Origin of the sequence: Streptomyces sp. NPDC088910, from assembly GCF_044749865.1 — a bacterium.
Classification (GTDB): Bacteria; Actinomycetota; Actinomycetes; order Streptomycetales; family Streptomycetaceae; genus Actinacidiphila.
This window is the reverse complement of record NZ_JBIVIV010000001.1, coordinates 459,773-481,532: the sequence shown is the minus strand read 5'-3', so window position 1 is coordinate 481,532 and position 21,760 is coordinate 459,773. Positions and strand designations below refer to the sequence as shown.

The window sequence follows — 21,760 nt, the reverse complement described above, 5'->3', positions numbered from 1 at the left end:
CGCCGCGGGCGTACGCCCGGGCATATGCCTTGCGTCACCGCACGGACCTGAGCGGTGACCTTGTGTGAAAAAGGGAGCGCACGCCCCTCGTAGCGGAGCCGCGTCGTGGGCCACACTGGGTGACGGCGCCCAGGGCCTGTCCGGCAAGACGCGCTGCGAGCCCGAGGACGCGCTCACTTCTGGAGGTCGCTTCCGTGCAGACCCAGACCCAGATCCACACCCAGATCCAGACCCTCACGACCGCGGCCGAGGTGGTGGCGATGGAGCCCCAGGCGGAACCGCCAGGGAACCTCACGGGGTCGCGGGTGCCGGAGCAACGCGTGGTCACCGACGAGCGGGACGACGAGGACGCGGTGCCGGTACGGCCGCCGCGCGAGGAGTCCGCGGGCCCGTCCGCCGACCTCTTCCGGCAGTATCTGCGCGAGATCGGCCGTATCCCGCTGCTCACGGCGGCCGAAGAGGTGGACCTGGCCCGCCGGGTGGAGGCCGGACTCTTCGCCGAGGAGAAGCTCGGCGCCTTCCCCGACCTGGACTCGCAGCTCGCCGTCGACCTCGACCGCCTGGTGGTGCTCGGCCGGATGGCCAAGCGCCGCCTCATCGAGGCCAATCTGCGGCTGGTCGTCTCGGTCGCCAAGCGGTACATCGGCCGCGGCCTGACCATGCTCGACCTGGTCCAGGAGGGCAATCTCGGGCTGATCCGGGCGGTGGAGAAGTTCGACTACGCGCGCGGCTACAAGTTCTCGACGTACGCGACCTGGTGGATCCGCCAGGCGATGTCGCGGGCGCTGGCCGACCAGGCCAGGACGATACGGGTCCCCGTGCACGTGGTGGAGCTGATCAACCGGGTGGTGCGGGTGCAGCGGCGGCTGCTCCAGGAGCGCGGCTACGAGCCGAGCACCGAGGAGGTCGCCGCCCAGCTCGACCTGCCGGAGGAGCGGGTCAGCGAGGTGCTGCGGCTGGCCCAGGAGCCGGTGTCGCTGCACGCGCCGGTCGGCGAGGAGGAGGACGTCGCGCTCGGCGACCTGATCGAGGACGGCGACGCCGCCTCGCCCGTGGAGTCCGCGGCCTTCCTGCTGCTGCGCGAGCACCTGGAAGCGGTGCTGTCCACGCTCGGCGAGCGCGAGCGCAAGGTCGTCCAGCTCCGCTACGGCCTCGCCGACGGCCGCCCCCGCACCCTGGAGGAGATCGGCCGCATCTTCGGCGTGACCCGCGAACGCATCCGCCAGATCGAGTCCAAGACCCTCAACAAGCTCCGCGACCACGCCTTCGCCGACCAGCTCCGCGGCTACCTCGACTGAGACCCCCCGGAGCCCCCCGGGCCCTAGCCGTCCCTGCGCAGCCGCGCCAGCGGCCTCGGCGCCACCACGAACCCCTCGGCGCGCGCGCTCGCCAGCCCGATCCGCGGCAGATGCGCGCTCTTGGCGAAGAGCAGGAAGCGCGGCTCCCAGATGGGCCGGTACTTGGCGTTCGCGCGGTACAGCGACTCCAGTTGCCACCAGCGGGAGAAGAACATCAGGGCCGAGCGCCACAGCCGCAGCACCGGGCCCGCGCCCAGCCGGGCGCCGTCCTCGAACACCGACCGGAACATCGCGAAGTTGAGCGACACCCGCTCCACGCCGACGTCGGCGGCGCGTTCGATCAGGTCGAGGACCATGAACTCGACCAGGCCGTTCTCGCTGTCCCGGTCGCGCCGCATCAAGTCCAGCGACAGCCCCTTCGGGCCCCACGGCACGAAGCTGAGCAGCGCCTTCAACTCGCCCTCGCCGTCGAGGCATTCGATCATCACGCAGTCGCCGTCGGCCGGGTCGCCGAGCCTGCCGAGCGCCATCGAGAAGCCGCGTTCCGTGGCGCCGTCCCGCCAGCGGTCCGCCGCCTCGATCAGCGCGGCCGTCTCGTCGGCCGGGATGTCGCGGTGCCGCCGGATACGGGTGGTGTAACCGGCGCGCCGCACCCGGTTGTACGCCTGCCGCACGCCGCGCATCGCGCGGCCGTCCAGGGTGAACTCGTCGGTCTCCACGATGGCTTCGTCGCCCAATTCCAGCGCGTCCAGGCCGTGCCGGGCGTAGACGGTGCCCCCCTCCTCGCTGGCGCCCATCACCGCGGGGATCCAGGCGTGGTCGCGGGTCTCCACCAGCCAGGCGTCGATGGCGCCCGGCCATGCCTCGACGTCGCCGATCGGGTCACCGGAGGCCAGGGCCACACCGCCGACCACGCGGTAGGCGACGGCGGCCTTGCCGCTGGGCGAGAAGATGACGGACTTGTCGCGGCGCAGCGCGAAGTAGCCGAGCGAGTCGCGGGCGCCGTGCCGGGCGAGCAGTTCGCGCAGCCGGTCCTCGTCGTCGCGGCTCTGGAGGTCCCGGCCGCGCGGGGAGCGGAAGAGCGCGTAGAGCACGGCGAGCAGCAGACCGAGGCCCGCCAGGTTGAGGCCGCTGCTGACCCACGGGCTGATGTGCAGATTCGGCTCGATGTCGGAGTCGCGGCTCAGCGTCGTCAGCCGCAGCGCCACGTACCAGACGCGGTCGCCGACGCTGGCGCGCTCCGGGCCGACGGCCGTGACCAGGGTGGTGCCGACCAGGACCGACAGCAGCGCGCCGACGCCGAGGACGGCGAGCGCGAGCTGCGGGTTGGTGCGGTCGCCCTTGCCGTGGAATTCGCGGCGGCCGAGCGCGCCGAAGCACAGCACGGTCAAAGTGAGCGCGGTGGAGACCCAGTTGAACGGGTGCCGCCGCAGGTCGTCGTAGCACAGCGCCCACACCGACAGGGCCGCGTAGCCGCCGCACAGCGCCATGAAGACGATCCAGGCCACGCGCTTGTGGCGGGCCAGCATCATGGCCATGAAGAGCGTCGCGGCGGCCGAGCCGAAGCCCGCGAAGAGCATGAACGGCGTGAACAGCTCACCGGTGTTGTGGTTCGACATCTCTTGACGGATCGTCAGGGATACGGCGGACAGCAGATCGACGACGCCGATCACCCGCAGGTACCAGATCGGCACCCGCGCGCTGCGCCGCGCCAGCGTCGAGGTCTCGCGCCGCGCGGGGCAGCGCACCGGGTCGGAACCGCCCGGTCGCCCCTGCCGCGGCCCCTCGGCCGTACTCGTACCCGTACCCGTACCCGAATCCGTGCTCGTACCCATACGGGTACTCGTACCCGCCCGCGTGCCGGTACCCGCGACCGACGCCGCGGTGGTGGCGCTGCTCATCACTTCTGCCCTTCCGGAGGTACGGCGGCACAGGCTACCAACGCCCCGCGCCGCCGTACCCGCTGGCTCCTCGGGTTTTCCGGCCCCCCGCTCCGGCCGGTCGGCCGGGACGGAACACCCGTCCCGGCCGGCCCTCGTACCTCAGTCGACCTCCGCGACGGCCTGCGCGAACTGCGCCGCGTACAGCCGCGCGTACGCGCCCTTGGCCGCCAACAGCTCCTCGTGCGTGCCCTGTTCGACGATCGCGCCGGACTCCATCACCAAGATGACGTCGGCGTCGCGGATCGTGGACAGCCGGTGCGCGATCACGAAGCTGGTACGGCCGTGGCTGAGCTTGGCCATCGCCCGCTGGATCAGCACCTCGGTACGGGTGTCGACGGAGCTGGTCGCCTCGTCCAGTACCAGGATCGTCGGATCGGACAGGAACGCCCGCGCGATGGTGATGAGTTGTTTCTCACCCGCGCTGACCCCCGCGCCCTCGTCGTCGATCACCGTGTCGTAGCCCTCGGGCAGCGTGCGGATGAAGCGGTCCGCGTGCGCGGCGCGCGCCGCCTCCTCGATCTGCCCGGCGGTCGCCCCCTCGCTGCCGTAGCCGATGTTCTCCGCGATCGTGCCGCCGAACAGCCAGGTGTCCTGGAGGACCATGCCGATCGAGGAGCGCAGCTCCTCGCGGGAGAGCGTGGCCACATCGGTGCCGTCCAGGGTGATCCGGCCGCCGGACACCTCGTAGAACCGCATCAGCAGATTGACCAGCGTGGTCTTGCCCGCGCCGGTCGGGCCGACGATCGCGACGGTGTGGCCCGGCTCCACCTTCAGCGACAGGTGGTCGATCAGCGGCTTGTCCGGGTCGTAGCGGAAGCTCACGTCCTCCAGCGCTACCCGGCCCCGCACCGGCACCCGGGGGACGTCCCGCTTCGCCGGCTCCGCCGACTGCTCCTCGGCGTCGAGGAGTTCGAAGACCCGCTCGGCCGACGCGATGCCGGACTGGATCAGGTTCGACATGCTCGCCACCTGCGTCAGCGGCTGGCTGAACTGCCGCGAGTACTGCACGAACGCCTGGACGTCACCGATGGACAGCGCGCCCGACGCGACCCGCAGGCCACCGACGACGGCCACCAGCACGTAGTTCAGATTGCCGATGAACATCATCATCGGCTGGATCGTGCCGGAGATGAACTGCGCCTTGAAGCCCGAGCGGTACAGCGCCTCGTTCTGCTCCTCGAAGGCCGCCGCCGACTCCTCCGCGCGCCCGAAGACCTTCACCAGCGAGTGGCCGGTGTACATCTCCTCGATGTGCGCGTTGAGCTTGCCGGTGGTCTTCCACTGCTGGATGAACTGCGGCTGCGCGCGCTTGCCCACCCGCGTGGCCACCAGCAGCGTCACCGGCACGGTGACCAGCGCGATCAGCGCCAGCAGCCAGGAGATCCAGAACATCATGGCCAGCACGCCCACGATGGTCAGCAGCGAGTTCACCAGCTGGCCCATGGTCTGCTGCATCGTCTGGCCGATGTTGTCGATGTCGTTGGTGGCCCGGCTCAGCACCTCGCCGCGCGGCTGCCGGTCGAAGTACGACAGCGGCAGCTTCGCCAGCTTGTCCTCGACGTCGGAGCGCATCCGGAACATCGCCCGGTTGATCACCTTGGTCGCGGTGCGCATCTGGAAGACGCTGAAGACGGCCGCGGCCACGTACACCGCGAGGACCACCAGCAGCACCTTGCCGATGGCGTCGAAGTCCATGCCCTGGCCCGGCGTGAAACCGATGCCCTTGAGCATGTCGGCGACCCGGCCGTCACCGTGCGCGCGCAGCGCGTCGAGCGCCTGCTGCTTGGTGCCGCCGGGGAACCGCCGTCCGATCACCCCGGCGAAGATCAGGTCGGTGGCGTGACCGAGGATGCGCGGCCCGGTCACCGCGAGCGCGACGCTCGCCGTGCCGAGGACCAGCACCAGGCAGAGCAGGAAACGGTCGGGACGCATCAGACCCAGCAGCCGCTTCAGCGACCCGCCGAAGTCCATCGGCTTCTCGACCGGGCCGCCGCTCATGAAGCGCGCGGGCCCGCCCATCGGCCGCGGCGGGCGCTGCGCGGCGGCGGGCTTGTGCTCGTCGTCGCTCATCAGGCGGCCTCGGCTTCCGTGAGCTGGGACAGGACGATCTCCCGGTAGGTCTCGTTGTCGGTCATCAGCTCGGTGTGCGTGCCGGTGCCGACGACCCGGCCCTCGTCCAGGACGACGATCCGGTCCGCGTCACGGATGGTGGACACCCGCTGGGCGACGATCAGCACGGTCGCGGCGGCGGTCTCGTGCAGCAGCGCGCGGCGCAGCGCCGCGTCCGTCGCGTAGTCCAGCGCCGAGAAGGAGTCGTCGAAGAGGTAGATCTCCGGCTTGCGGACCAGGACCCGCGCGATGGCCAGGCGCTGCCGCTGTCCGCCGGAGACATTGCTGCCGCCCTGCGCGATGGGCGCGTCGAGCCCGCCGTCGAGCCGCTCCACGAAGTCCTTGGCCTGCGCCACCTCCAGCGCGTGCCACAGCTCCTCGTCGGTGGCGTCCGGTTTGCCGTACCGCAGGTTGGTCGCGACGGTGCCGGAGAACAGATACGGCTTCTGCGGTACGAGGCCGACGGTCTCGGCCAGCAGCGCGGGGGCCAGCTCCGCGACGTCCTCGCCGTCGACCAGCACCCGGCCGCCCGTCGCGTCGTACAGCCGCGGGATCAGGCCGAGCAGCGTCGACTTGCCGCTGCCGGTGGAGCCGATGATCGCGGTCACCTCACCGGGCCTGGCGACCAGGTCGACCCCGCGCAGGACGGCCGCCTCCGCGCCGGGGTAGGCGAACTCCACGCCGGTCAGCTCCAGGTCGCCGTGGCGGCGCAGGGTCAGCACGGGCGCGGTCGGCGGGACGACGCTGGACTCGGTGCCCAGCACCTCCTCGATGCGCTCGGCGCAGACCTCGGCGCGCGGCACCATCATGAACATGAAGGTGGCCATCATGACCGACATCAGGATCTGCATCAGATAGCTCAGGAACGCCGTCAGGGCGCCGATCTGCATCCCGCCGCTGTCGATGCGGTGCGCGCCGAACCACAGCACGGCGACGCTGGAGATGTTCACCACGCCCATCACCAGCGGGAACATCAGCGCCATCAGCTTTCCGGTGGCCAGCGACACATCGGTCAGACTGTCGTTGGCCTCGGCGAAGCGGCGCTGCTCGTAGTCGTCCTTGACGAAGGCGCGGATCACGCGGATGCCGGTGATCTGCTCGCGCAGCACCCGGTTCACGGTGTCCACGCGGGTCTGCATCGTGCGGAACAGCGGGCGCATCCTGCGGATGATCAGGCTGATCACGATGCCGAGCAGCGGCACCACGGCCAGCAGCAGCGACGACAGCGGCACGTCCTGGCCGAGTGCCATGATGATGCCGCCGACGCACATGATCGGCGCGGACACCATCAGCGTGAACGTCAGCAGCACCAGCATCTGCACCTGCTGCACGTCATTGGTGGTGCGGGTGATCAGCGACGGCGCCCCGAACTGCCCGACCTCGCGGGCCGAGAAGCTCTGCACCCGGTCGAAGACCGACGCGCGGATGTCACGGCCGACCGCCATCGAGGTCCGGGCGCCGAAGAAGACCGCGCCGATCGCGCAGCAGACCTGGACGACGGTCACCCCGATCATGACGCCGCCCAGCCCCACGATGTAGCCGGTGTCGCCCTTCACCACTCCGTTGTCGATGATGTCGGCGTTGAGCGTGGGCAGGTAGAGCGTGGCTATGGTCTGGACGAGTTGGAGCAGTACCAAGAGACCGATGGGTCGCTTGTACGGGCCCAGGTGGGCCCGCAGGAGTCTGATCAGCACACTGAAACCTCGGTGTCGGCGGTACGGGCGCCGCGTACCCGGCGGGACGTACGCAGGCGGCGGAAGGCGCGTACGGAGACGCAGCGCGGGGGAGGGGACGTTGCCCCGGCCCGCCGAGCTTTGCCCGCCCTTTGCCCGTCTTGATCGGCGGAGGATCTTATCTTCCGACACCGCCGGGCCGCATGGGATTAAAGCGAGATGGGATTAAAGCGAGGCAAAGGCCCCCGGGTGAGTCTGCTCGCGCACCGCGACGTACTGCTGACGCACCGCTGACCCCACGGCCGAGTCGTCGCCCGGCTCCAGCAGTTGCGTGGCCGCCTCGGCCCACGGCGGCGGCTCGGTCTGCGACTGCGAGCCGAGCACCGCGCCCAGCGACCAGGCGGCCTGCCGCGCCGCGCCCAGCGCCGCGTACTCGGCGGCCGGCGGTACGACGACCTGCGTGCCGAACAGGGCGGGCGCGATGGCGCGCACCGCGGGCAGCTCGCCCGCCGCGCCCAGCAGGAACACCCGGCGCACCTCGACGCCCTTGTTGCGCAGCACGTCCAGCGCGTCCGTCAGCCCGCACAGCATGCCCTCGAAGGCGGCCCGCGCCAGGTGCTCCGGCTTCATCGAGTCGCGCCGCAGCCCGGCCAGCGTCCCCGCGGTGTGCGGCAGATCGGGCGTCCGCTCGCCCTCCAGATACGGCAGCAGCACCAGTCCGTACGCGCCGGGCGTGGACTGGAGCGCCAGTTCGGACAGCCCGGCCAGGTCGGTGCCCAGCAGATCGGCGGTGCCGCGCAGCGTACGGACGGCGTTGCGCACCTGCACCACCGGCAGATGGCGGCCGGTCGCGTCGGCGAAGGCGGTGACCGTACCCGTCGGGTCCTTCAGCGCCTCGTGGTGCACGGCGAAGACGGTGCCCGCCGCGCCCAGGGAGACCACCGCGTCGCCGGGGCCGAGGCCCAGGCCCAGGGCGGCGGCCATGTTGTCGCCGGTGCCCGCGGAGATCAGCAGGCCCTCGGGGGTCTGTCCCGCGGGTTCGGCGGGGGCCAGTACGTCGGGGAGCGCCACCTGGTGGCCGAGCGCCCGCTCGACCAGATCCGTGCGGTACTCGCCGGTGGCCGCCGACCAGTAGCCGGTGCCCGAGGCGTCGCCGCGGTCGGTCGTACGGCGCGCGGGCCGCCCCAGCAACTGCCACACCAGCCAGTCGTGCGGGAGCATCACCTGCGCTATGCGCGTGGCCGTCTGCGGTTCGTGCTGCGCGATCCAGCGCAGCTTCGCCACCGGATACGCGGCCTGCGGCACCGAGCCGACCGCCTCGGCCCACCCGGCCGCCCCGCCCAGCTCGTCGGTGAGGTCCACGGCCTGCGCCTGCGCCCGCTTGTCGCCGCGCAACAGGGCTGGGCGTACGGCCACCCCGCCCGCGTCCAGGGCCAGCAGCCCGTGCTGCTGCCCGGAGATGCCTATCGCCTGCACCCCTTCGAGGACGCCGTCCTTGGCCGCCTCGCCCAGCGACAGCAGCCACGCCTGCGGGTCGATCTCGGTCGGCTTCTCGCCGTCGTCCAGAGGGTGCGGCGCATGGCCCTGCCTGAGTACCGCCCCGGTCTCGCTGTCGCACACGACGACGGTCGTACCGGTGGTGGAGCTGTCTATGCCCGCGACTTTCCCCATGGACGAGATGATGCCCCACGGGGGGCGGGTACGGGGTGACAGCTGTGCATCAGGTTGCGTCAGGTGTTCGAGAAACGGGCGGGATGCGGCGGGATGCGGGCGGGGATGCCCTTCCTCAGGTGTTGGAGGTGCCCCAGTCGTCCTCGGGCGGCGCGCTGCGGTCGCGCAGTGCCTTCACCCGCTCGGTCACCGACTCCGGCAGCCGGTCGCCGACCTTCGCCGTCACCGTGTCCGCGGCCTTCACTGCGGCGTTCCTGCCGGTCTGCGCGGCGCTCTCCGCCGCGTTGCGCACCGCCGGGTTCTGCGCGACGCGCTGCGCGCTCTTGCGCAACTGCTCGTACCGCTCGCGCCCGGCGCGCGCGCCGAGCACATAGCCGACGACGGCTCCACTGATGAACGTCAGCCGGTAGCGCATGGGCTCCACCCTCTTTCCGTCGGACACGTCAGGCATAGGACAAGTCGGGCCAAGGTGCCGTGTGCTGCGCGCCTACCCTGTGCAGCCGGGTGACAACCCTGGCGCAACTGGTTGGCGGAGCACCCCCTCACTTGCGCTAATGTATGTGTCGCAGCGAACGCGCGCCGTCCGGGGACACCCTGACGAGTGCATTCGGTGCACGCAGAGCGATCCCCTGTAGCTCAATTGGCAGAGCAGCCGGCTGTTAACCGGCAGGTTACTGGTTCGAGTCCAGTCGGGGGAGCTCGGTCCCCTGTAGCTCAATTGGCAGAGCAGCCGGCTGTTAACCGGCAGGTTACTGGTTCGAGTCCAGTCGGGGGAGCGCCGGATCAGGACCCCGTTGGGGTCCTTTTTCATGTCCCGGGGAACCAACTCCCCGCCCCCGCGAGTCCACCCAATGACGCGTCTGTGACCCGCGAGGGCGACAGATCGTATGAGCAGCTATGCTGCGGCAGACGGCGCGCGAGGCGCACCGTACGGGGCGGTAGCTCAGCCGGTTAGAGCAGCGGACTCATAATCCGTCGGTCGTGGGTTCGAGTCCCACCCGCCCCACCCTGCGCCGTGCCGCGAAGCCGGCACTTCGTGGACGGTCTCCGGGGGCGGCGATCATGGCGCCGACACCCCCCGCGCGAGCATCCGTCCGAGTGGCGTCCGCGGCACGTCCTTGACGGGGCCGGGTGTGGTCGCCCTGGCGGCCTCGTGGCACAACTCGGCGGGGGTCAGGGCTGATCGGCGTGTGACCGCGCGGCGCGGCCCCGCTTTCCGCGTGCGCGGGGCGCGGGGCGCGGGTCAGGCCGGCCAGGTGCCGGTGAGCCGCCGGGTGGCGGTGGCGCCGCTCCGGCTGACCGCCGCCTTCACGACGGCGAAGATCAGCCCGTGCAGCGCGGCCGCGATCAGGACCTCCTTCCAGGCGCGCTCCTCGTCCAGCGCGTCCGGGGTGTCGTCGTCGTGCCCCACCACCTTCCACGTCTGCTTGAAGGCGGCTCCGGCCAACGCGCCACTGGCCACGCTGAGCAGCAGGCCGACCGGGCGGTAGACGATCTTCGCGGCGTTCACTTGCGGCCCCTCTTCCAGCGGACGGTGAAGAACACCACGGCGGCGCCGATCGCCGCGGCGACGGCCGCGCCGGGGCGGCGCTTGACGGCGTCGGCGGCCTGCTGGGTCTTCTCGGCCAGGGGCTCGGGGGTCTTCTCGCTGACCTTGGCGGCCACCGCCGCGGTGCCTTCAGCGATCTTGGCCGAGGCGGCGGCGGCCTTCTCCCGCACCGGTTCCGGCGTCTTGTCCCGGACCAGCGCGCCGACTTCGGCCGCCTTCGCCCGGGCCGAGGCCGACGCGTCGGCCGCCGTGTCCTGAGCGGTGTCCTGGGCCTCGTCCTTCGTGGTCTGGGCGCGGTCCTTCAGCTCGGTGACCTTGCTCTGGACCTTGTCCTTCGCCTGGGCGGCCTTGTCGCCGACCTTGTCCTTGACCTCGGCGGCCTTGTCCTTCGCCTGGGCGGCCTTGTCGCCGACCTCGTCCTTGATGTCGGCGGCCTTGCCCTTGGCGCGGGCCTTCACGTCGGCCTTGGCGGCCAGTTCCTCCACCGTCTCGCCGAGCTGCTCACGGGTGCTCTCCACCTGGGCGCGCAGTTCCTCGGGGGTGGACGGGTCCTTCTCGTCATGCGGGTCGATGGTCATCGCTTCGTCTTTTCCTTGATGGTGGCGACATCGGCCTTGACACCGGCGATCGCCTGCTCGGGAGCCGGCGGCGTCGCGCGGCTCACTTCCTTCTTCCCCGCCAGCGCCAGCGTGGCGGCGAGCGCCAGCAGCGCCACCGCGACGATCAGCGCCGACAGCCACACCGAGAACGTGAGGGCGAGCGCCGCGACCGCCGTGGCGGCCAGCGCCTCCAGACCGATGAAGGCCAGCAGCCCCGCACCGCCGAACAGCCCGCCGCCCATGCCGAACCGTTTGCCCTTCTGGGCCATCTCGGCCTGGGCGAGCCGCATTTCCTCGCGCACGAGCTGCGACATCTGCTGTGTCGCGCGCGACACCAGCTCGCCGACCGACGGCTCGCCCGAGCCGTCCGCCGCTCCGGAGCCGTCCCCTGCCGCCCGAGTTCCGACGGGATCCATCACCACTCACCGGTCCTTCCGTCTCCTATGCGCCCGGCTACCCGGGCCGGACGGGCGCACACGCGCTTCGGCAGGCGGCCGCGTGCCGGGCACGTCGGTTCGGCTCGGGCGGGGGACGTACGGGGAAGGCGCGGGCACCCTCAGGCGAAGGTGTTCTTGTAGAAGAGGCTCGCGTCGAAGCTGGGGTCGGTCGTGGTGCCGGTCTTGCCGGAGAAGCCGAAGGTGAGGCGGGGCTGGCCGTCGGCCACCCAGATCGCGCAGCCCTGCGGCTCGCGGCCCGGGATCGTCGCCCCCGCGGTGGTGCGGAAGACCTCGCCGTGCCCGCCCCCGGCGTCGTTCATGCTGACGGCGGCGAGGTAGGACGGGCCGCCCGACCTGCCGTAGAGGAGGTAGGCGTACTCGCCGTAGAGGGTGACGCCCTGGAAGGCGGCGTCGTCCGGGATCTTCAGTTGGGCGTTGGTGGGCAGCGCGCGTTCGGCCTTCCTGTCGTCCTGGGAGAGCCGTCCCGCCACCGCGTCCGCCAGCGGGAAGACCACCAGCCGCCAGGGGTTGGGCGAGGTGGACTGGGTGGCGTAGCGGACCAGCAGCATGTTGTTGACGGGGTCGATCGCGGGGCGGGGCAGGCCCGCGTAGGTGGTGATGGTGGGCGTACGGTCCTGGATCGGGATCACCGACGGGTTGCCGTAGGTGAGGGTGATGCCCTCGGTGTAACGGAACCGGGTGAGCCGGTAGCCGCTGTCCTCGTACGCCCCCTTGGCGACGTTGTAGTTGTCGCCCTCGATCCACAGGTACGGCGCGGAACCGGCGCCGGTGGGTTCGACGGCCATCGAGGAGCCGTGGCCGAACTGGTGCAGCGCCATGGTGCCGAGCACGTTGCCCGCCAGGTCGGTGCGGACGATCCAGATGTCGCCGTAGTGGATGTGCGCCTTTGACGGGTCCCCGTCGTCGGAGTCGTTCTCGTTGTCCCCGGGGCGGTGCTGGGCGAAGTAGATGTGGCCGTTGACGTTGTCGTAGGCGAAGGACTGCATGGCCCAGGACGTCTCGTGCAGCGGCTTGCGCCAGAACACCTGGTCCCCGCCGCCCTCCAGCGAGAAGGGCGGGGTGACCGGCAGGTCGGCGGCGGCCGGTCCCGCGGCGGCGAGGACTCCGGCCGCGCCGAGCGCCCCGGCGGCCGTGAGGCCCGCGCCCGCGCGCAGCAGCCCCCGGCGGCTGGGTCCGGTTCCGGCGCTGTGCGTGACGTGTTCGGCGGGCATGACGGCCACGCTCCTCGGCTTCGCACCCCGTCACGCGGCACGACGGACCCCGTGGTCGGCGTACCGAACGCGTGACGAGTGGATGAGGCCCCGACGCTAGGCCGGGCCCCGGCGGCCGACAAGACCGCGACCGCCCCCGGTCCGCCCGCCGTTGTCCTCCGGCCCGGCAAGCGGAGTACGGCCCGGCGCCGCCGCCTCATGCGGGCCCCCGCAGGTCCGGTTCGGGCTCGCGAGGCCGGGGCGGCCATGATCCGGAACGCCGTCCCGGCGGAACGTAAAAACCTGGCCAACGAGCCCCGTGTCCGCGCGGCTCACCCGCCCTGGCGCCGGTGCCCCTGCCGGGCCGCCGCCGACCGAAGGCTGACCGGCGCTGAGAGGCGCTGACCGGGGGCGCGGAGGGGCCGGCCGCGCGTCTGCCCCGGAGTGGGATGGATTACACCCGGGGGGTCCGGGGGATGGGCTCGGCGTATACCGGGCGTTTATCGGATCGTGGATATGTTTGCGCCCATGCCCAGCACGCCTCCGGCTCCCGATTCCGCGTTCGCCGACGCGGCCGAGCTCAATGCCCGGATACGTCGGCTCAGCGCGGGTCGCACCTCGTGGACCCCGGACGAGCTGACGGAACTGGCCCGCCTCCAGGCGGAGTGGCAGCTCGCGGTGGAAGGCGAGTCGGAACAGGTCTGACCCCGGACCGCGGCAGTACGGGGCCGTACCCGTACGGGACGTACCCGTACGTGACTCCCTGACTACGCCGTCGCGCCGCGCTCGCCCAGCGACGACAGCAGCTGGAGCTTCTCGTAGGAGTCGGTGCCGGGGGTGGCGGTGAAGACCAGGAGGGTCTGGGACTGGGCGGGGTCCTGGAGGACCTGGCAGTGCAGGTGGAGGATGCCGACCTCGGGGTGACGGATCCGTTTGAGGTCGTCGGGGTGGCGGACGCCGATCTCGTGGGCGCTCCAGAGGATGGCGAATTCGGGGCTCACGGCGAGCAGGGCGTCGACGAGGGCGGCGGCCCGCGAGCCGGGACCCTGGCGGGAGAGCGTCTCGCGCAGCCCGGCGGTGAAGATCCGGCTGTGGGTGGGGTGGTCGGCCTCGGGGTAGATGCGGCGGGTGACGGGGTCGGTGAACCAGCGGTAGCCGAAGCTGCGGGCCATCCCGGTGTGCCCGGTCTCGTCGCCCAGCAGGGCGAGCGCCATCCGGGTCTGCGTCAGCGTCTCGCCGAGATCCGTCATGACCTGCGCGGGAGTGTCGTCCAGGCGCCCGAGAATCCGCATCAGGCCGGGGCTGACGTGGTCGCTGCCCGATCCGCGCTCCGGGGCGCTGTGCCCCGCCATCCGGAAGAGGTGGTCGCGCTCGTCGAGCGAGAGATGCAGGCCGCGCGCGATGGCGCCCAGCATCGGCGCGGACGGCTGCGGGCCGCGGGCCTGCTCGATCCGGCTGTAGTAGTCGGTCGACATGCCGGACAGCGCGGCGACCTCCTCGCGCCGCAGCCCCCGCGTACGCCGCCGCGGCCCGCGCGGCAGCCCCACGTCCTCGGGTTGCAGCGCCTCACGCCGGGTGCGCAGGAAGTCCGCCAGCTGTTCTCGGTCCATGACCCCAGTCTCCCGCCTGTCCGGTCGCGGTCTTCCGCCTGTACGTCCGCGCCCTCCCGCCTGTCCGGTCCCGGTCTCCCGCCTGTACGTCCGCGCCCTCCCGCCCGTACGGCCACGGTCTTTTCCCCCCCCCGCACGTCCGCGGCTCAGCTCTCGGCGGCCACGCCGTCCGGGAAGCGCACCCCGGCCAGCTCCTCCGACACCTGCCAGACCCGCCGCGCCTCCTCCTCGCTCCGCGCCGACCGGTACAGCGGCTGCTCCACCACGGGCCCGGTCAGATGCCCGAGGCCGCCGGGACCGTAGAAGGCGCCGCCGACCGCCCCCGGCGCGGTCGCCGCGTACAGCACCGGCCGCAGCCCGTCGTCGACGGTCTGCACGAACAGCCCGAGCCTGGACTGCCAGCGGAAGGCGCGGTCCATCCAGGTCGTCCGCTTCGCGCGCCCCAGATTCGGCCCGGCCGTCTGGAGATTGGTCGAGGTCAGGCCCGGATGCGCGAGGGTGCTGGTGATGCCCCAGCCGCCCGCGACGCTGCGCCGGTGCAGTTCCAGGCCGAACATCAGCACCGCCAGCTTCGACTGGCTGTAGACCTTCATCGGCGCGTAGCCGCGCTCCGCCTGGAGGTCGTCCCAGGCCAGCGCCCCCTGGCGGGCACCGATGCTCGACTGGGTCGCCACCCGCGCGCCGCCCGCGGCGCGCAGCAGCGGGAGCAGATGCGCGGTCAGCGCGAAGTGCCCGAGGTGATTCGTCGCGAACTGCAACTCCAGGCCGTCCGCGGAGGTCTGCCGGGTCGCCGGGGTCATCACCGCCGCGTTGTTGACGAGGATGTCGACCGGCCTGCCCTCGGCGACCAGCGTCCGGCCGAGCGCGGCGACCGACTCCAGCGACGCCAGGTCCAGCTCCCGCGTCGACACCCGCGCGCCGGGCACCTCGGCCCGGATCCGCTCCACGGCCGCCGCGCCCTTCGCCGCGTTCCGTACCGGCAGCACGACCTCCGCGCCCGCCCGCGCCAGCCGCCCGCCGAGCCCCCGCCCGATCCCGTCGCTCCCGCCCGTGACGACGGCGAGTTTTCCGCTGAGATCGGGCACCGCGGTGTCCAGTGCGTTCTTACGTGTCATGACGGTTCGCTCCTGACGGTGAGTGGGGGCGGGCGATGCCGCATTCGCGGGGGCGGGCGAGCGCTTTCCAGCGGAGGGGGGAGGGGGGAGAGGAACACAAAGGGACGGCGTGCGGATACGTATCCCGTGCGGCGGGCGAGGGAACCGCCAGGTCGGAGGAGCAACCCGCCCGGCTGGAACGGGAACCCGCCGGATCAGAGTGGGAACCCGCCGGGTCAGAGCAGGAACCCGCCCGACGCCTCGATCCGCTGTCCCGTGATCCACCCGGTCCCGTCGGACAGCACCGCGGCGATCACCCCGCCGATGTCCTCGGCGGTCCCGACCCGGCCGAGCGCTGCCTGGCCGGAGAGCGCGGCCCTGACGCCTTCGTCGTCCCGCATGAAGCCCCCGCCGAAGTCGGTGCCGGTGGGGCCGGGCGCGACGGCGTTCACGGTGATGCCGCGCGGGCCCAGCTCCTTGGCCAGATAGCGGGTGAACACCTCCACGGCGCCCTTCATCGACGCGTACGCCGACAGTCCCTCGCTGGTGAAGCGGGTCAGCCCGGTGGAGAGGTTGACGATCCGGCCGCCGTCGGCGAGCAGCGGGACCAGCCGCTGGGTGAGGAAGTAGACGCCCTTGAAGTGGACGTTCAGCATCGTGTCGAAGCCTTCCTCGGTGGCTTCGAGGAAGGGTTCCGTCACGGCGGAGCCCGCGTTGTTGACGAGGTAGTCGAAGTCCGACCGCCCCCAGCCCTCCTTGAGCAGCCGCCGCACCTCGTCGGCGAAGTCCGCGAATCCGGCGGTCCGGGCGGTGTCCAGGCGGAGCGCGTACGCGGTGCGGCCGAGCGCCCTCGCCTCGGCGACCACGGCCGCCGCCTCGTCCTCGTGCGACCGGAAGGTGATGATCGGATCGACGCCGTCCGCGGCGAGCCGCAGCGCGGTGGCGCGGCCGAGCCCGCGGTTGGCGCCGGTGACGATCGCGATCCTGGCCGGTGCGGTGCTGTCCGTGGTCGTGCCGGTGGTCGTGTCCGTGTGCGTGGTCATGACTCCAGCGTGGGCGGCGGCGACGGCCGGATGAAGGCCCCACTTGTCCAGGGATCGCCGATCCCACCTTGAGCGGGGAGCGGCCCGCGCGGCCCGCGCACATCCGGTGTCATCCGGTGTCACGTGGTGTCCTTTTTACCCAATACGGAACCGGACCATAGAGACTTCGCGGGCCCCGATCCGCAGGATAGGTATGCCTAAGTCAGGCCAGGCACACCTAAGCACGGGTCCGGGAGGACGAACATCGATGTGGGACGACGCGTTTCCGAGCTTCCTGATCGGACTCAGGGAAGGTCTCGAAGCCGGGCTGATCGTCTCGATCCTGGTGGCCACCCTGGTGCGCGGCGACGCCAAGTCCCGGCTCCCGCAGGTGTGGACGGGCGTCCTGGCCGCCATCGCCCTGTCGATGAGCTTCGGGGCGGTCCTCACCTTCACCGCCGCGAATCTGTCGGCGACCGCGCAGGAGGCGTTCGGCGGCACGCTCAGCGTCGTGGCCGTCGCCTTCGTCACCGCGATGGTCTTCTGGATGCGCCGCTCGGCCCGCAATCTGTCCGGTGAGATCCGGGAGAAGGTGACGGCCGCGCTCGCCATGGGCGGCGGCATGCTGATCCTCACGTCCTTCCTCGCGGTCGGCCGCGAGGGCCTGGAGACCGCGCTCTTCCTGTGGACCACCGCCCGCGCCGCGGGGGAGTCCGGCGGCCCGCTGGCCGGCGCCGCGATCGGCCTGGTGCTGGCCGCGGGGCTCTGCTGGGGCCTGTACCGGCGGGTGCTCAAGATCAATCTGAGCCGCTTCTTCACCGTGACCGGCGCCGTCCTGATCGTCATCGCCTCGGGCGTCCTCGGCTACGGCCTGCGCGACCTCCAGGAGGGCGGCGTGATCGCCGGGAAGACGGCGTACGCCTTCGACCTCAGCGCGCACATCGACGCCGGTTCCTGGTACGCCGCCCTCCTCCAGGGCGTCCTCAACCTCACCCCGGCCATGACCTGGCTCCAGGTCGCCGCCTACGTCGGCTACCTCGCGATCGTTATGACGCTGTTCGTACGCGGCCTGCGCAAGCCCGCGCCCGCGCCCGTGTCCAAGAAGGCGGCCGAGGCACCGACGGCCGAGCCGACCGGGGCGGAGACGGCGCCCGCTTCCGCACCGGCCCCCGCCGCCGCACCGGCCCCCGCTTCCGCACCGGCCCCCGCTTCCGCACCGGCCCCCGCCGCCGCACCGGACCCGGCCCCTGTGCCCGGTGTCACGGCGGCGCCCGCCCGCACCCGCTCCCGTCCCGTATGGCTGCTCCCGGCCGCCGTCGTCGCGATCCCCGCCGTGATCGGCGGCCTGGTCGTGGCCTTCGGCGACGGCAAGCCCGCGGGAGCGCAGACCGTCGCCGTCTCGCCGACCGAGTGCGGCAAGGGCTTCAGCGCCCCCAAGCCCGGCCGCCGGACCTTCTCGATGCGCAACACCGGCGACAAGGCGTCCGAGGTCTATCTGATCAACCCCGCCACCAACGCCGTCTACGGCGAGATCGAGGGCCTGGCCCCCGGCACCACCCGCGACCTGGTCGCCACCGTCGGCAGCGGCGAATACGCCTGGCGCTGCGTGCCGACCAGCGGCAAGGCGGTCACCTCGGCGTCCGTACGGGTCTCCGGCGGCAGCACCACCAAGGCCGTCCTGCCGCTGGCCGCGTCCGAACTCCAGCCGCCGCTCGCGTCGTACCGCGCCTATGTGAACACCGGGCTCGGCACGCTGGTCGGACAGACCGGCACACTGACGGCCGACCTCGCGGCGGGCGACCTCACCGCGGCGCGCGCCGACTGGCTCACCGCGCACGACACGTACTCCGCGCTCGGCGCCGCCTACGGGACCTTCGCCGACTTCGACGCGAAGATCAACGGCCGCAAGGACGGGCTGCCGGGCGGCGAGAAGGACCCGTCCTTCACCGGCTTCCACCGCATCGAGTACGGGCTGTGGCACGGCGAGTCCGCGGCCTCGCTCAAGCCGCTCGCCGTCCGGCTCGGCGCCGACGTGGCGGGCCTGCGCAAGGCGTTCCCCACGCAGGACTTCGACCCGTCCGACCTGCCGCTGCGCAGCCACGAGATCCTGGAGAACACCCTCCAGTTCGAGCTGACCGGCGACACCGACGAGGGCAGCGGGACGAATCTGGCGACCGCGAACGCCAACCTGGCCGGTACGAAAGAGCTGTTGACGGTGCTGCGGCCGCTGATCACCCGGCGGGACCCGCGCCAACTGGCCCTGATCGACGCGGACATCGCCCGCCTTCAGAGGCTGCTCGACAGCACGCACAAGGGCGCCGCCTGGACCCCGGTCGGCTCGCTCGACGCGGCGGCCCGCGCGACGATCGACGGCGCGACCGGCCAGCTCCTGGAAGACCTCGCGCCCGTCCCCGACCTGCTCGAAATCCGGAAGTCCGCATGAGGCGCGAGGACCGTACGGCGCCAGGACCCGAACAACTCCCCGAAGGGAAGCAGCAGATGCCCGCCGACTCCACCCGACCCGAAGGCCACGAGGGCTACGGCGGTGACGCGGCGGGCGGCGGCACCTGCCCGATGGGCGCGGGCCGCAGGTCCTTCGTGAAGACCGCGCTCGGCGCGGGCGCGGGCGCGGCGGCGCTGGCGGGCGGCGGCCTCGCGCTGAGCACGGCGGCCGGCGGCAGCAGCGCCCAGGCGGCCGACGCGGGTCAGCGCGGCCAGGCCGCGGCGGTGGACTTCCACGGCGCGCACCAGGCGGGCGTCATCACCCCGCAGCCCGCCGCGGCGACCTTCGTCTCGCTGAACGTCATCGCGGACACCAGGGCCGAACTCGCCGACCTGTTCAGGACGATCACCGAGCGGGCCCGCTTCCTCACCGCGGGCGGCACCCCCGACGACCTGGGCGTCGGCGCGCCGCCGTCCGACAACGGCATCCTCGGCCCGACCGTCCCCGCCGACGCGCTCACCGTCACCGTCGGCGTCGGCTCCTCGCTCTTCGACGACCGCTACGGCCTCGCGGGCGCCAAGCCGCGCCGCCTCACCCCGATGCGGACCTTCCCCAACGACAACCTCCAGGCCGCGCAGTGCCACGGCGACCTGTCGTTGCAGATCTGCGCGGGCAGCACGGACACCGTCCTGCACGCGCTGCGCGACATCGCCCGGCACACCCGCGGCGGCATGCAGATCAAGTGGCGCATGGACGGCTTCCAGAACGCGCCCCGGCCGACCGGCGCGCAGCGCAATCTGCTCGGCTTCAAGGACGGCATCGCCAACCCGGACGTGCGCTCCGGCCGGGAGATGGACCGCCTGGTGTGGGTGACGGACGCGCTCGGCGAGCCCGCGTGGGCGGCGGGCGGCAGCTACCAGGCGATCCGGATCATCCGGATGCTGGTCGAGTTCTGGGACCGGGTCTCGCTCACCGAGCAGGAGTTGATGTTCGGCCGCCGCAAGGACACCGGCGCGCCGCTGGACGGCGCGAAGGAGACCGACACCCCGCTCTACGCCAAGGACCCGCAGGGCAACGCGATCCCGCTGGACGCGCACATCAGGATGGCCAACCCGCGCACCGCCAGGACCGACGACTCCCGCATCCTGCGCCGCGGTTACAACTACGACCGGGGCGTGGACGCGGTCGGCAACCTCGACATGGGGCTGGTCTTCTGCTGCTACCAGCAGGACGTACAGCGGCAGTTCGAGGCCACCCAGACCCGGCTGATCGACGAGCCGCTGGTCGACTACATCTCCCCGGTCGGCGGCGGCTACTTCTTCGTGCTGCCCGGCGTCCGCGACACCAAGGACTGGCTCGGCCGCGGCCTGCTCTCCGCCTGAGCCTCTGCCCGACCCCCCCCGCCTGACATTCCGTCAGCACGCCGTCGGGCCGGGCGGATCAGGTGCCGTCCGCCTCTCCTCATCTGACGGTCCGTCAGGCATGCTGTGCCCGTGCCGGATTCCGGTGGGACCGGCGGCCGAGGAGGCGGGCATGGCGGTGGACAGGGCGGCGGACGGGCCGACGGATACGTCAACAGGTACGGACGGGACGGCGATCGAGGACGCGCTGTTCATCGGCGGCCGGTGGACCGCCCCGGAGCGCGGGCACTACGACGTGCTGAACCCGGCCACCGAGCGCGTGGTCGGGCGGGCGCCGGAAGCGAGCCCGGAACAGGCGCATGCGGCCACCGCCGCCGCCCGGCAGGCGCTCGACGGCTGGTCGCGCACCCGCCCCGAGGAGCGCGGCCGGATACTGGAGCGCGCCGGGCGGATCATCCTGCGCGAACTGAAGCCGTACGCGGCCCTGGCGGGCGCCGAGAGCGGCGCCACCGCCGCGACCGCCCGCGGCATGCAGGTCGGCGTGGCCGCCGCCCGCTTCCTGCGATACGCGCGCGGCGCGCTCGAACCCACCGAGACCGCGCTGCTCCCGCAGCTCAACGAGGCGTCCGCGATGGGCGCGGGCGGCGTCTTCGGCGCGCTGGCGGTCCGGCAGCCGGTCGGCGTCGTCGCCTGCGTCACGTCCTACAACAACCCCTGGGCGAATCCGGCGGGCAAGGTCGCGCCCGCGCTCGCGATGGGCAACACCGTCGTGGTCAAACCCGCCCCGCAGGACCCGCTGTCGGTCTACCGGATGGCGGAGGCGCTGACCGAGGCCGGGCTGCCGCCGGGTGTGCTCAACGTGGTGACCGGCTCGGGCGCCGACGTCGGCGAGGCGGTCGTCGGGTCGCCCGACACCGACATGGTGAGCTTCACCGGCTCCACGGCCGTCGGGCAGCGCATCGCGGAGACCTGCGGGCGCGGTATGAAACGGCAGTTGATGGAACTCGGCGGCAAGGGCGCCGCGCTGGTCTTCGACGACGCCGACCTCGACTCGGCCGTCGCCGGGATCGGCACCACCTTCAGCTTCTACAGCGGCCAGATCTGCACCGCCCCCACCCGCGTACTGGCCCAACGCGCGGTCTACCCACGGCTGGTGGAGCGACTGGCGGGGTACGCGCGACGGCTCGTCGTCGGCGACCCCGCCCAACCCGCCACCGTCGTCGGCCCGGTCATCTCCGCCGCCCACCGCGACCGCGTCGAGGCGTATGTCGCGCTCGGCCGCAAGGAGGGCGCCACCCTGCTGGCGGGCGGTGAACGCCCGCCGCTGGAAAGGGGGTTCTACGTCGCCCCCACACTGCTGGCCGACTGCGCGCCCGACATGCGGGTGGTCCGCGAGGAGATCTTCGGGCCCGTCGTCGTGGTGCTGCCGTTCGACGACGAGGACGAGGGCGTCGCGCTCGCCAACGACAGCGACTACGGCCTGATCGACTACGTGTGGTCCGCCGACGTGCCCCGCGCCTTCCGGGTCGCGCGGCGGCTGCGCGCGGGCGGCGTCGGGATCAACACCGTGGGCCGCAACATGGAGGCGCCCTTCGGCGGCTTCAAGCGCAGCGGCGTCGGCCGGGACGTGGGGTCGTACGCGCTGCACGCCTACAGCGAGACGCAGAGTCTCGTCTGGCCCGGCTGAGCCGCCGCCGGGCATCGGCCCGACGCTGTACAGACCGCCCCGACCTGGCCTGA

At 72.2% G+C, this 21,760-nt stretch carries 17 protein-coding genes and 3 tRNA genes; 8 read left to right on the top strand and 12 right to left on the bottom strand.

Translation table 11 applies throughout. The annotated features are described in order from the left end of the window. Positions 1–119: 119 nt before the first annotated feature. Positions 120–1,298, top strand: a complete 1,179-nt coding sequence (locus ACIP4Z_RS02100) for a sigma-70 family RNA polymerase sigma factor (RefSeq protein ID WP_391160217.1) — start codon at positions 120–122, stop codon at positions 1,296–1,298. A gap of 23 nt (positions 1,299–1,321) precedes the next feature. Here the strand turns inward: ACIP4Z_RS02100 and ACIP4Z_RS02095 are convergent, their stop codons facing one another. The 5 genes from ACIP4Z_RS02095 to ACIP4Z_RS02075 form a co-directional block, all read right to left on the bottom strand. Continuing rightward, positions 1,322–3,199, bottom strand: a complete 1,878-nt coding sequence (locus tag ACIP4Z_RS02095) for a phosphatidylglycerol lysyltransferase domain-containing protein (protein WP_401304325.1) — start codon at positions 3,197–3,199, stop codon at positions 1,322–1,324. Between the two features lie 141 nt (positions 3,200–3,340). Further along, the gene (locus tag ACIP4Z_RS02090) at positions 3,341–5,260 is read right to left on the bottom strand and encodes an ABC transporter ATP-binding protein (RefSeq protein WP_401305024.1); all 1,920 of its coding nucleotides are present in this window, start codon (positions 5,258–5,260) and stop codon (positions 3,341–3,343) included. 50 nt (positions 5,261–5,310) lie between these two features. After that, complete coding sequence (locus ACIP4Z_RS02085; RefSeq protein ID WP_355344731.1) at positions 5,311–7,044, bottom strand: ABC transporter ATP-binding protein; 1,734 nt, start codon at positions 7,042–7,044, stop codon at positions 5,311–5,313. A 204-nt stretch (positions 7,045–7,248) separates the two neighbouring features. Then, positions 7,249–8,694, bottom strand: coding sequence for an FGGY family carbohydrate kinase (locus tag ACIP4Z_RS02080; protein WP_355344733.1), 1,446 nt, complete (start codon positions 8,692–8,694; stop codon positions 7,249–7,251). A 115-nt stretch (positions 8,695–8,809) separates the two neighbouring features. After that, a complete protein-coding gene (locus tag ACIP4Z_RS02075) occupies positions 8,810–9,109 on the bottom strand; it encodes a YtxH domain-containing protein (RefSeq protein ID WP_355344861.1) in 300 nt (99 codons plus the stop codon). A 210-nt stretch (positions 9,110–9,319) separates the two neighbouring features. Here ACIP4Z_RS02075 and ACIP4Z_RS02070 point away from each other — a divergent pair. The 3 genes from ACIP4Z_RS02070 (at position 9,320) to ACIP4Z_RS02060 (ending at position 9,700) form a co-directional block, all read left to right on the top strand. Continuing rightward, a tRNA-Asn gene (locus ACIP4Z_RS02070) sits at positions 9,320–9,392 on the top strand. A 5-nt stretch (positions 9,393–9,397) separates the two neighbouring features. Then, positions 9,398–9,470, top strand: a tRNA-Asn gene (locus tag ACIP4Z_RS02065). Positions 9,471–9,626: 156 nt separating this feature from the next. Then, a tRNA-Ile gene (locus ACIP4Z_RS02060) sits at positions 9,627–9,700 on the top strand. A 237-nt stretch (positions 9,701–9,937) separates the two neighbouring features. Here the strand turns inward: ACIP4Z_RS02060 and ACIP4Z_RS02055 are convergent. From ACIP4Z_RS02055 to ACIP4Z_RS02040, 4 genes are all read right to left on the bottom strand, one after another. After that, positions 9,938–10,204 (bottom strand): DUF4235 domain-containing protein, encoded by a 267-nt coding sequence (locus ACIP4Z_RS02055; RefSeq protein ID WP_355344736.1) that lies wholly within the window; start codon positions 10,202–10,204, stop codon positions 9,938–9,940. Beyond that, positions 10,201–10,821, bottom strand: a complete 621-nt coding sequence (locus tag ACIP4Z_RS02050; RefSeq protein WP_401304320.1) for a DUF3618 domain-containing protein — start codon at positions 10,819–10,821, stop codon at positions 10,201–10,203. The genes ACIP4Z_RS02055 and ACIP4Z_RS02050 overlap by 4 nt, the downstream gene beginning before the upstream one ends. Next, complete coding sequence (locus tag ACIP4Z_RS02045) at positions 10,818–11,258, bottom strand: phage holin family protein (RefSeq protein ID WP_355344864.1); 441 nt, start codon at positions 11,256–11,258, stop codon at positions 10,818–10,820. The genes ACIP4Z_RS02050 and ACIP4Z_RS02045 overlap by 4 nt, the downstream gene beginning before the upstream one ends. 140 nt (positions 11,259–11,398) lie before the next feature. Further along, positions 11,399–12,511 (bottom strand): hypothetical protein, encoded by a 1,113-nt coding sequence (locus ACIP4Z_RS02040; RefSeq protein WP_401304317.1) that lies wholly within the window; start codon positions 12,509–12,511, stop codon positions 11,399–11,401. Between the two features lie 507 nt (positions 12,512–13,018). Here ACIP4Z_RS02040 and ACIP4Z_RS02035 point away from each other — a divergent pair. Continuing rightward, complete coding sequence (locus ACIP4Z_RS02035) at positions 13,019–13,195, top strand: hypothetical protein (protein WP_355344748.1); 177 nt, start codon at positions 13,019–13,021, stop codon at positions 13,193–13,195. A gap of 62 nt (positions 13,196–13,257) precedes the next feature. On the opposite strand, the gene ACIP4Z_RS02030 is transcribed toward ACIP4Z_RS02035, so the two are convergent. The 3 genes from ACIP4Z_RS02030 to ACIP4Z_RS02020 form a co-directional block, all read right to left on the bottom strand. Beyond that, on the bottom strand, positions 13,258–14,100 hold the full coding sequence (locus tag ACIP4Z_RS02030) for a helix-turn-helix transcriptional regulator (RefSeq protein ID WP_401304314.1): 843 nt from the start codon (positions 14,098–14,100) through the stop codon (positions 13,258–13,260). 146 nt (positions 14,101–14,246) lie between these two features. Next, entirely contained in the window at positions 14,247–15,215 is a 969-nt protein-coding gene (locus tag ACIP4Z_RS02025; protein ID WP_391160210.1) for an SDR family oxidoreductase, read from the bottom strand. Between the two features lie 215 nt (positions 15,216–15,430). Then, the gene (locus ACIP4Z_RS02020; protein ID WP_401304310.1) at positions 15,431–16,237 is read right to left on the bottom strand and encodes an SDR family NAD(P)-dependent oxidoreductase; all 807 of its coding nucleotides are present in this window, start codon (positions 16,235–16,237) and stop codon (positions 15,431–15,433) included. A 247-nt stretch (positions 16,238–16,484) separates the two neighbouring features. On the opposite strand from ACIP4Z_RS02020, the gene efeU reads away from it, so the two are divergent. The 3 genes from efeU (at position 16,485) to ACIP4Z_RS02005 (ending at position 21,707) form a co-directional block, all read left to right on the top strand. Continuing rightward, positions 16,485–18,659 carry an iron uptake transporter permease EfeU gene (efeU, locus tag ACIP4Z_RS02015; RefSeq protein ID WP_401304307.1) on the top strand — a complete coding sequence of 725 codons (2,175 nt, stop codon included), beginning with the start codon at positions 16,485–16,487 and terminating at the stop codon, positions 18,657–18,659. A 131-nt stretch (positions 18,660–18,790) separates the two neighbouring features. After that, positions 18,791–20,041, top strand: a complete 1,251-nt coding sequence (gene efeB / locus ACIP4Z_RS02010) for an iron uptake transporter deferrochelatase/peroxidase subunit (RefSeq protein ID WP_355344867.1) — start codon at positions 18,791–18,793, stop codon at positions 20,039–20,041. A 151-nt stretch (positions 20,042–20,192) separates the two neighbouring features. Beyond that, a complete protein-coding gene (locus tag ACIP4Z_RS02005; protein ID WP_401304304.1) occupies positions 20,193–21,707 on the top strand; it encodes an aldehyde dehydrogenase family protein in 1,515 nt (504 codons plus the stop codon). Positions 21,708–21,760 lie beyond the last annotated feature (53 nt).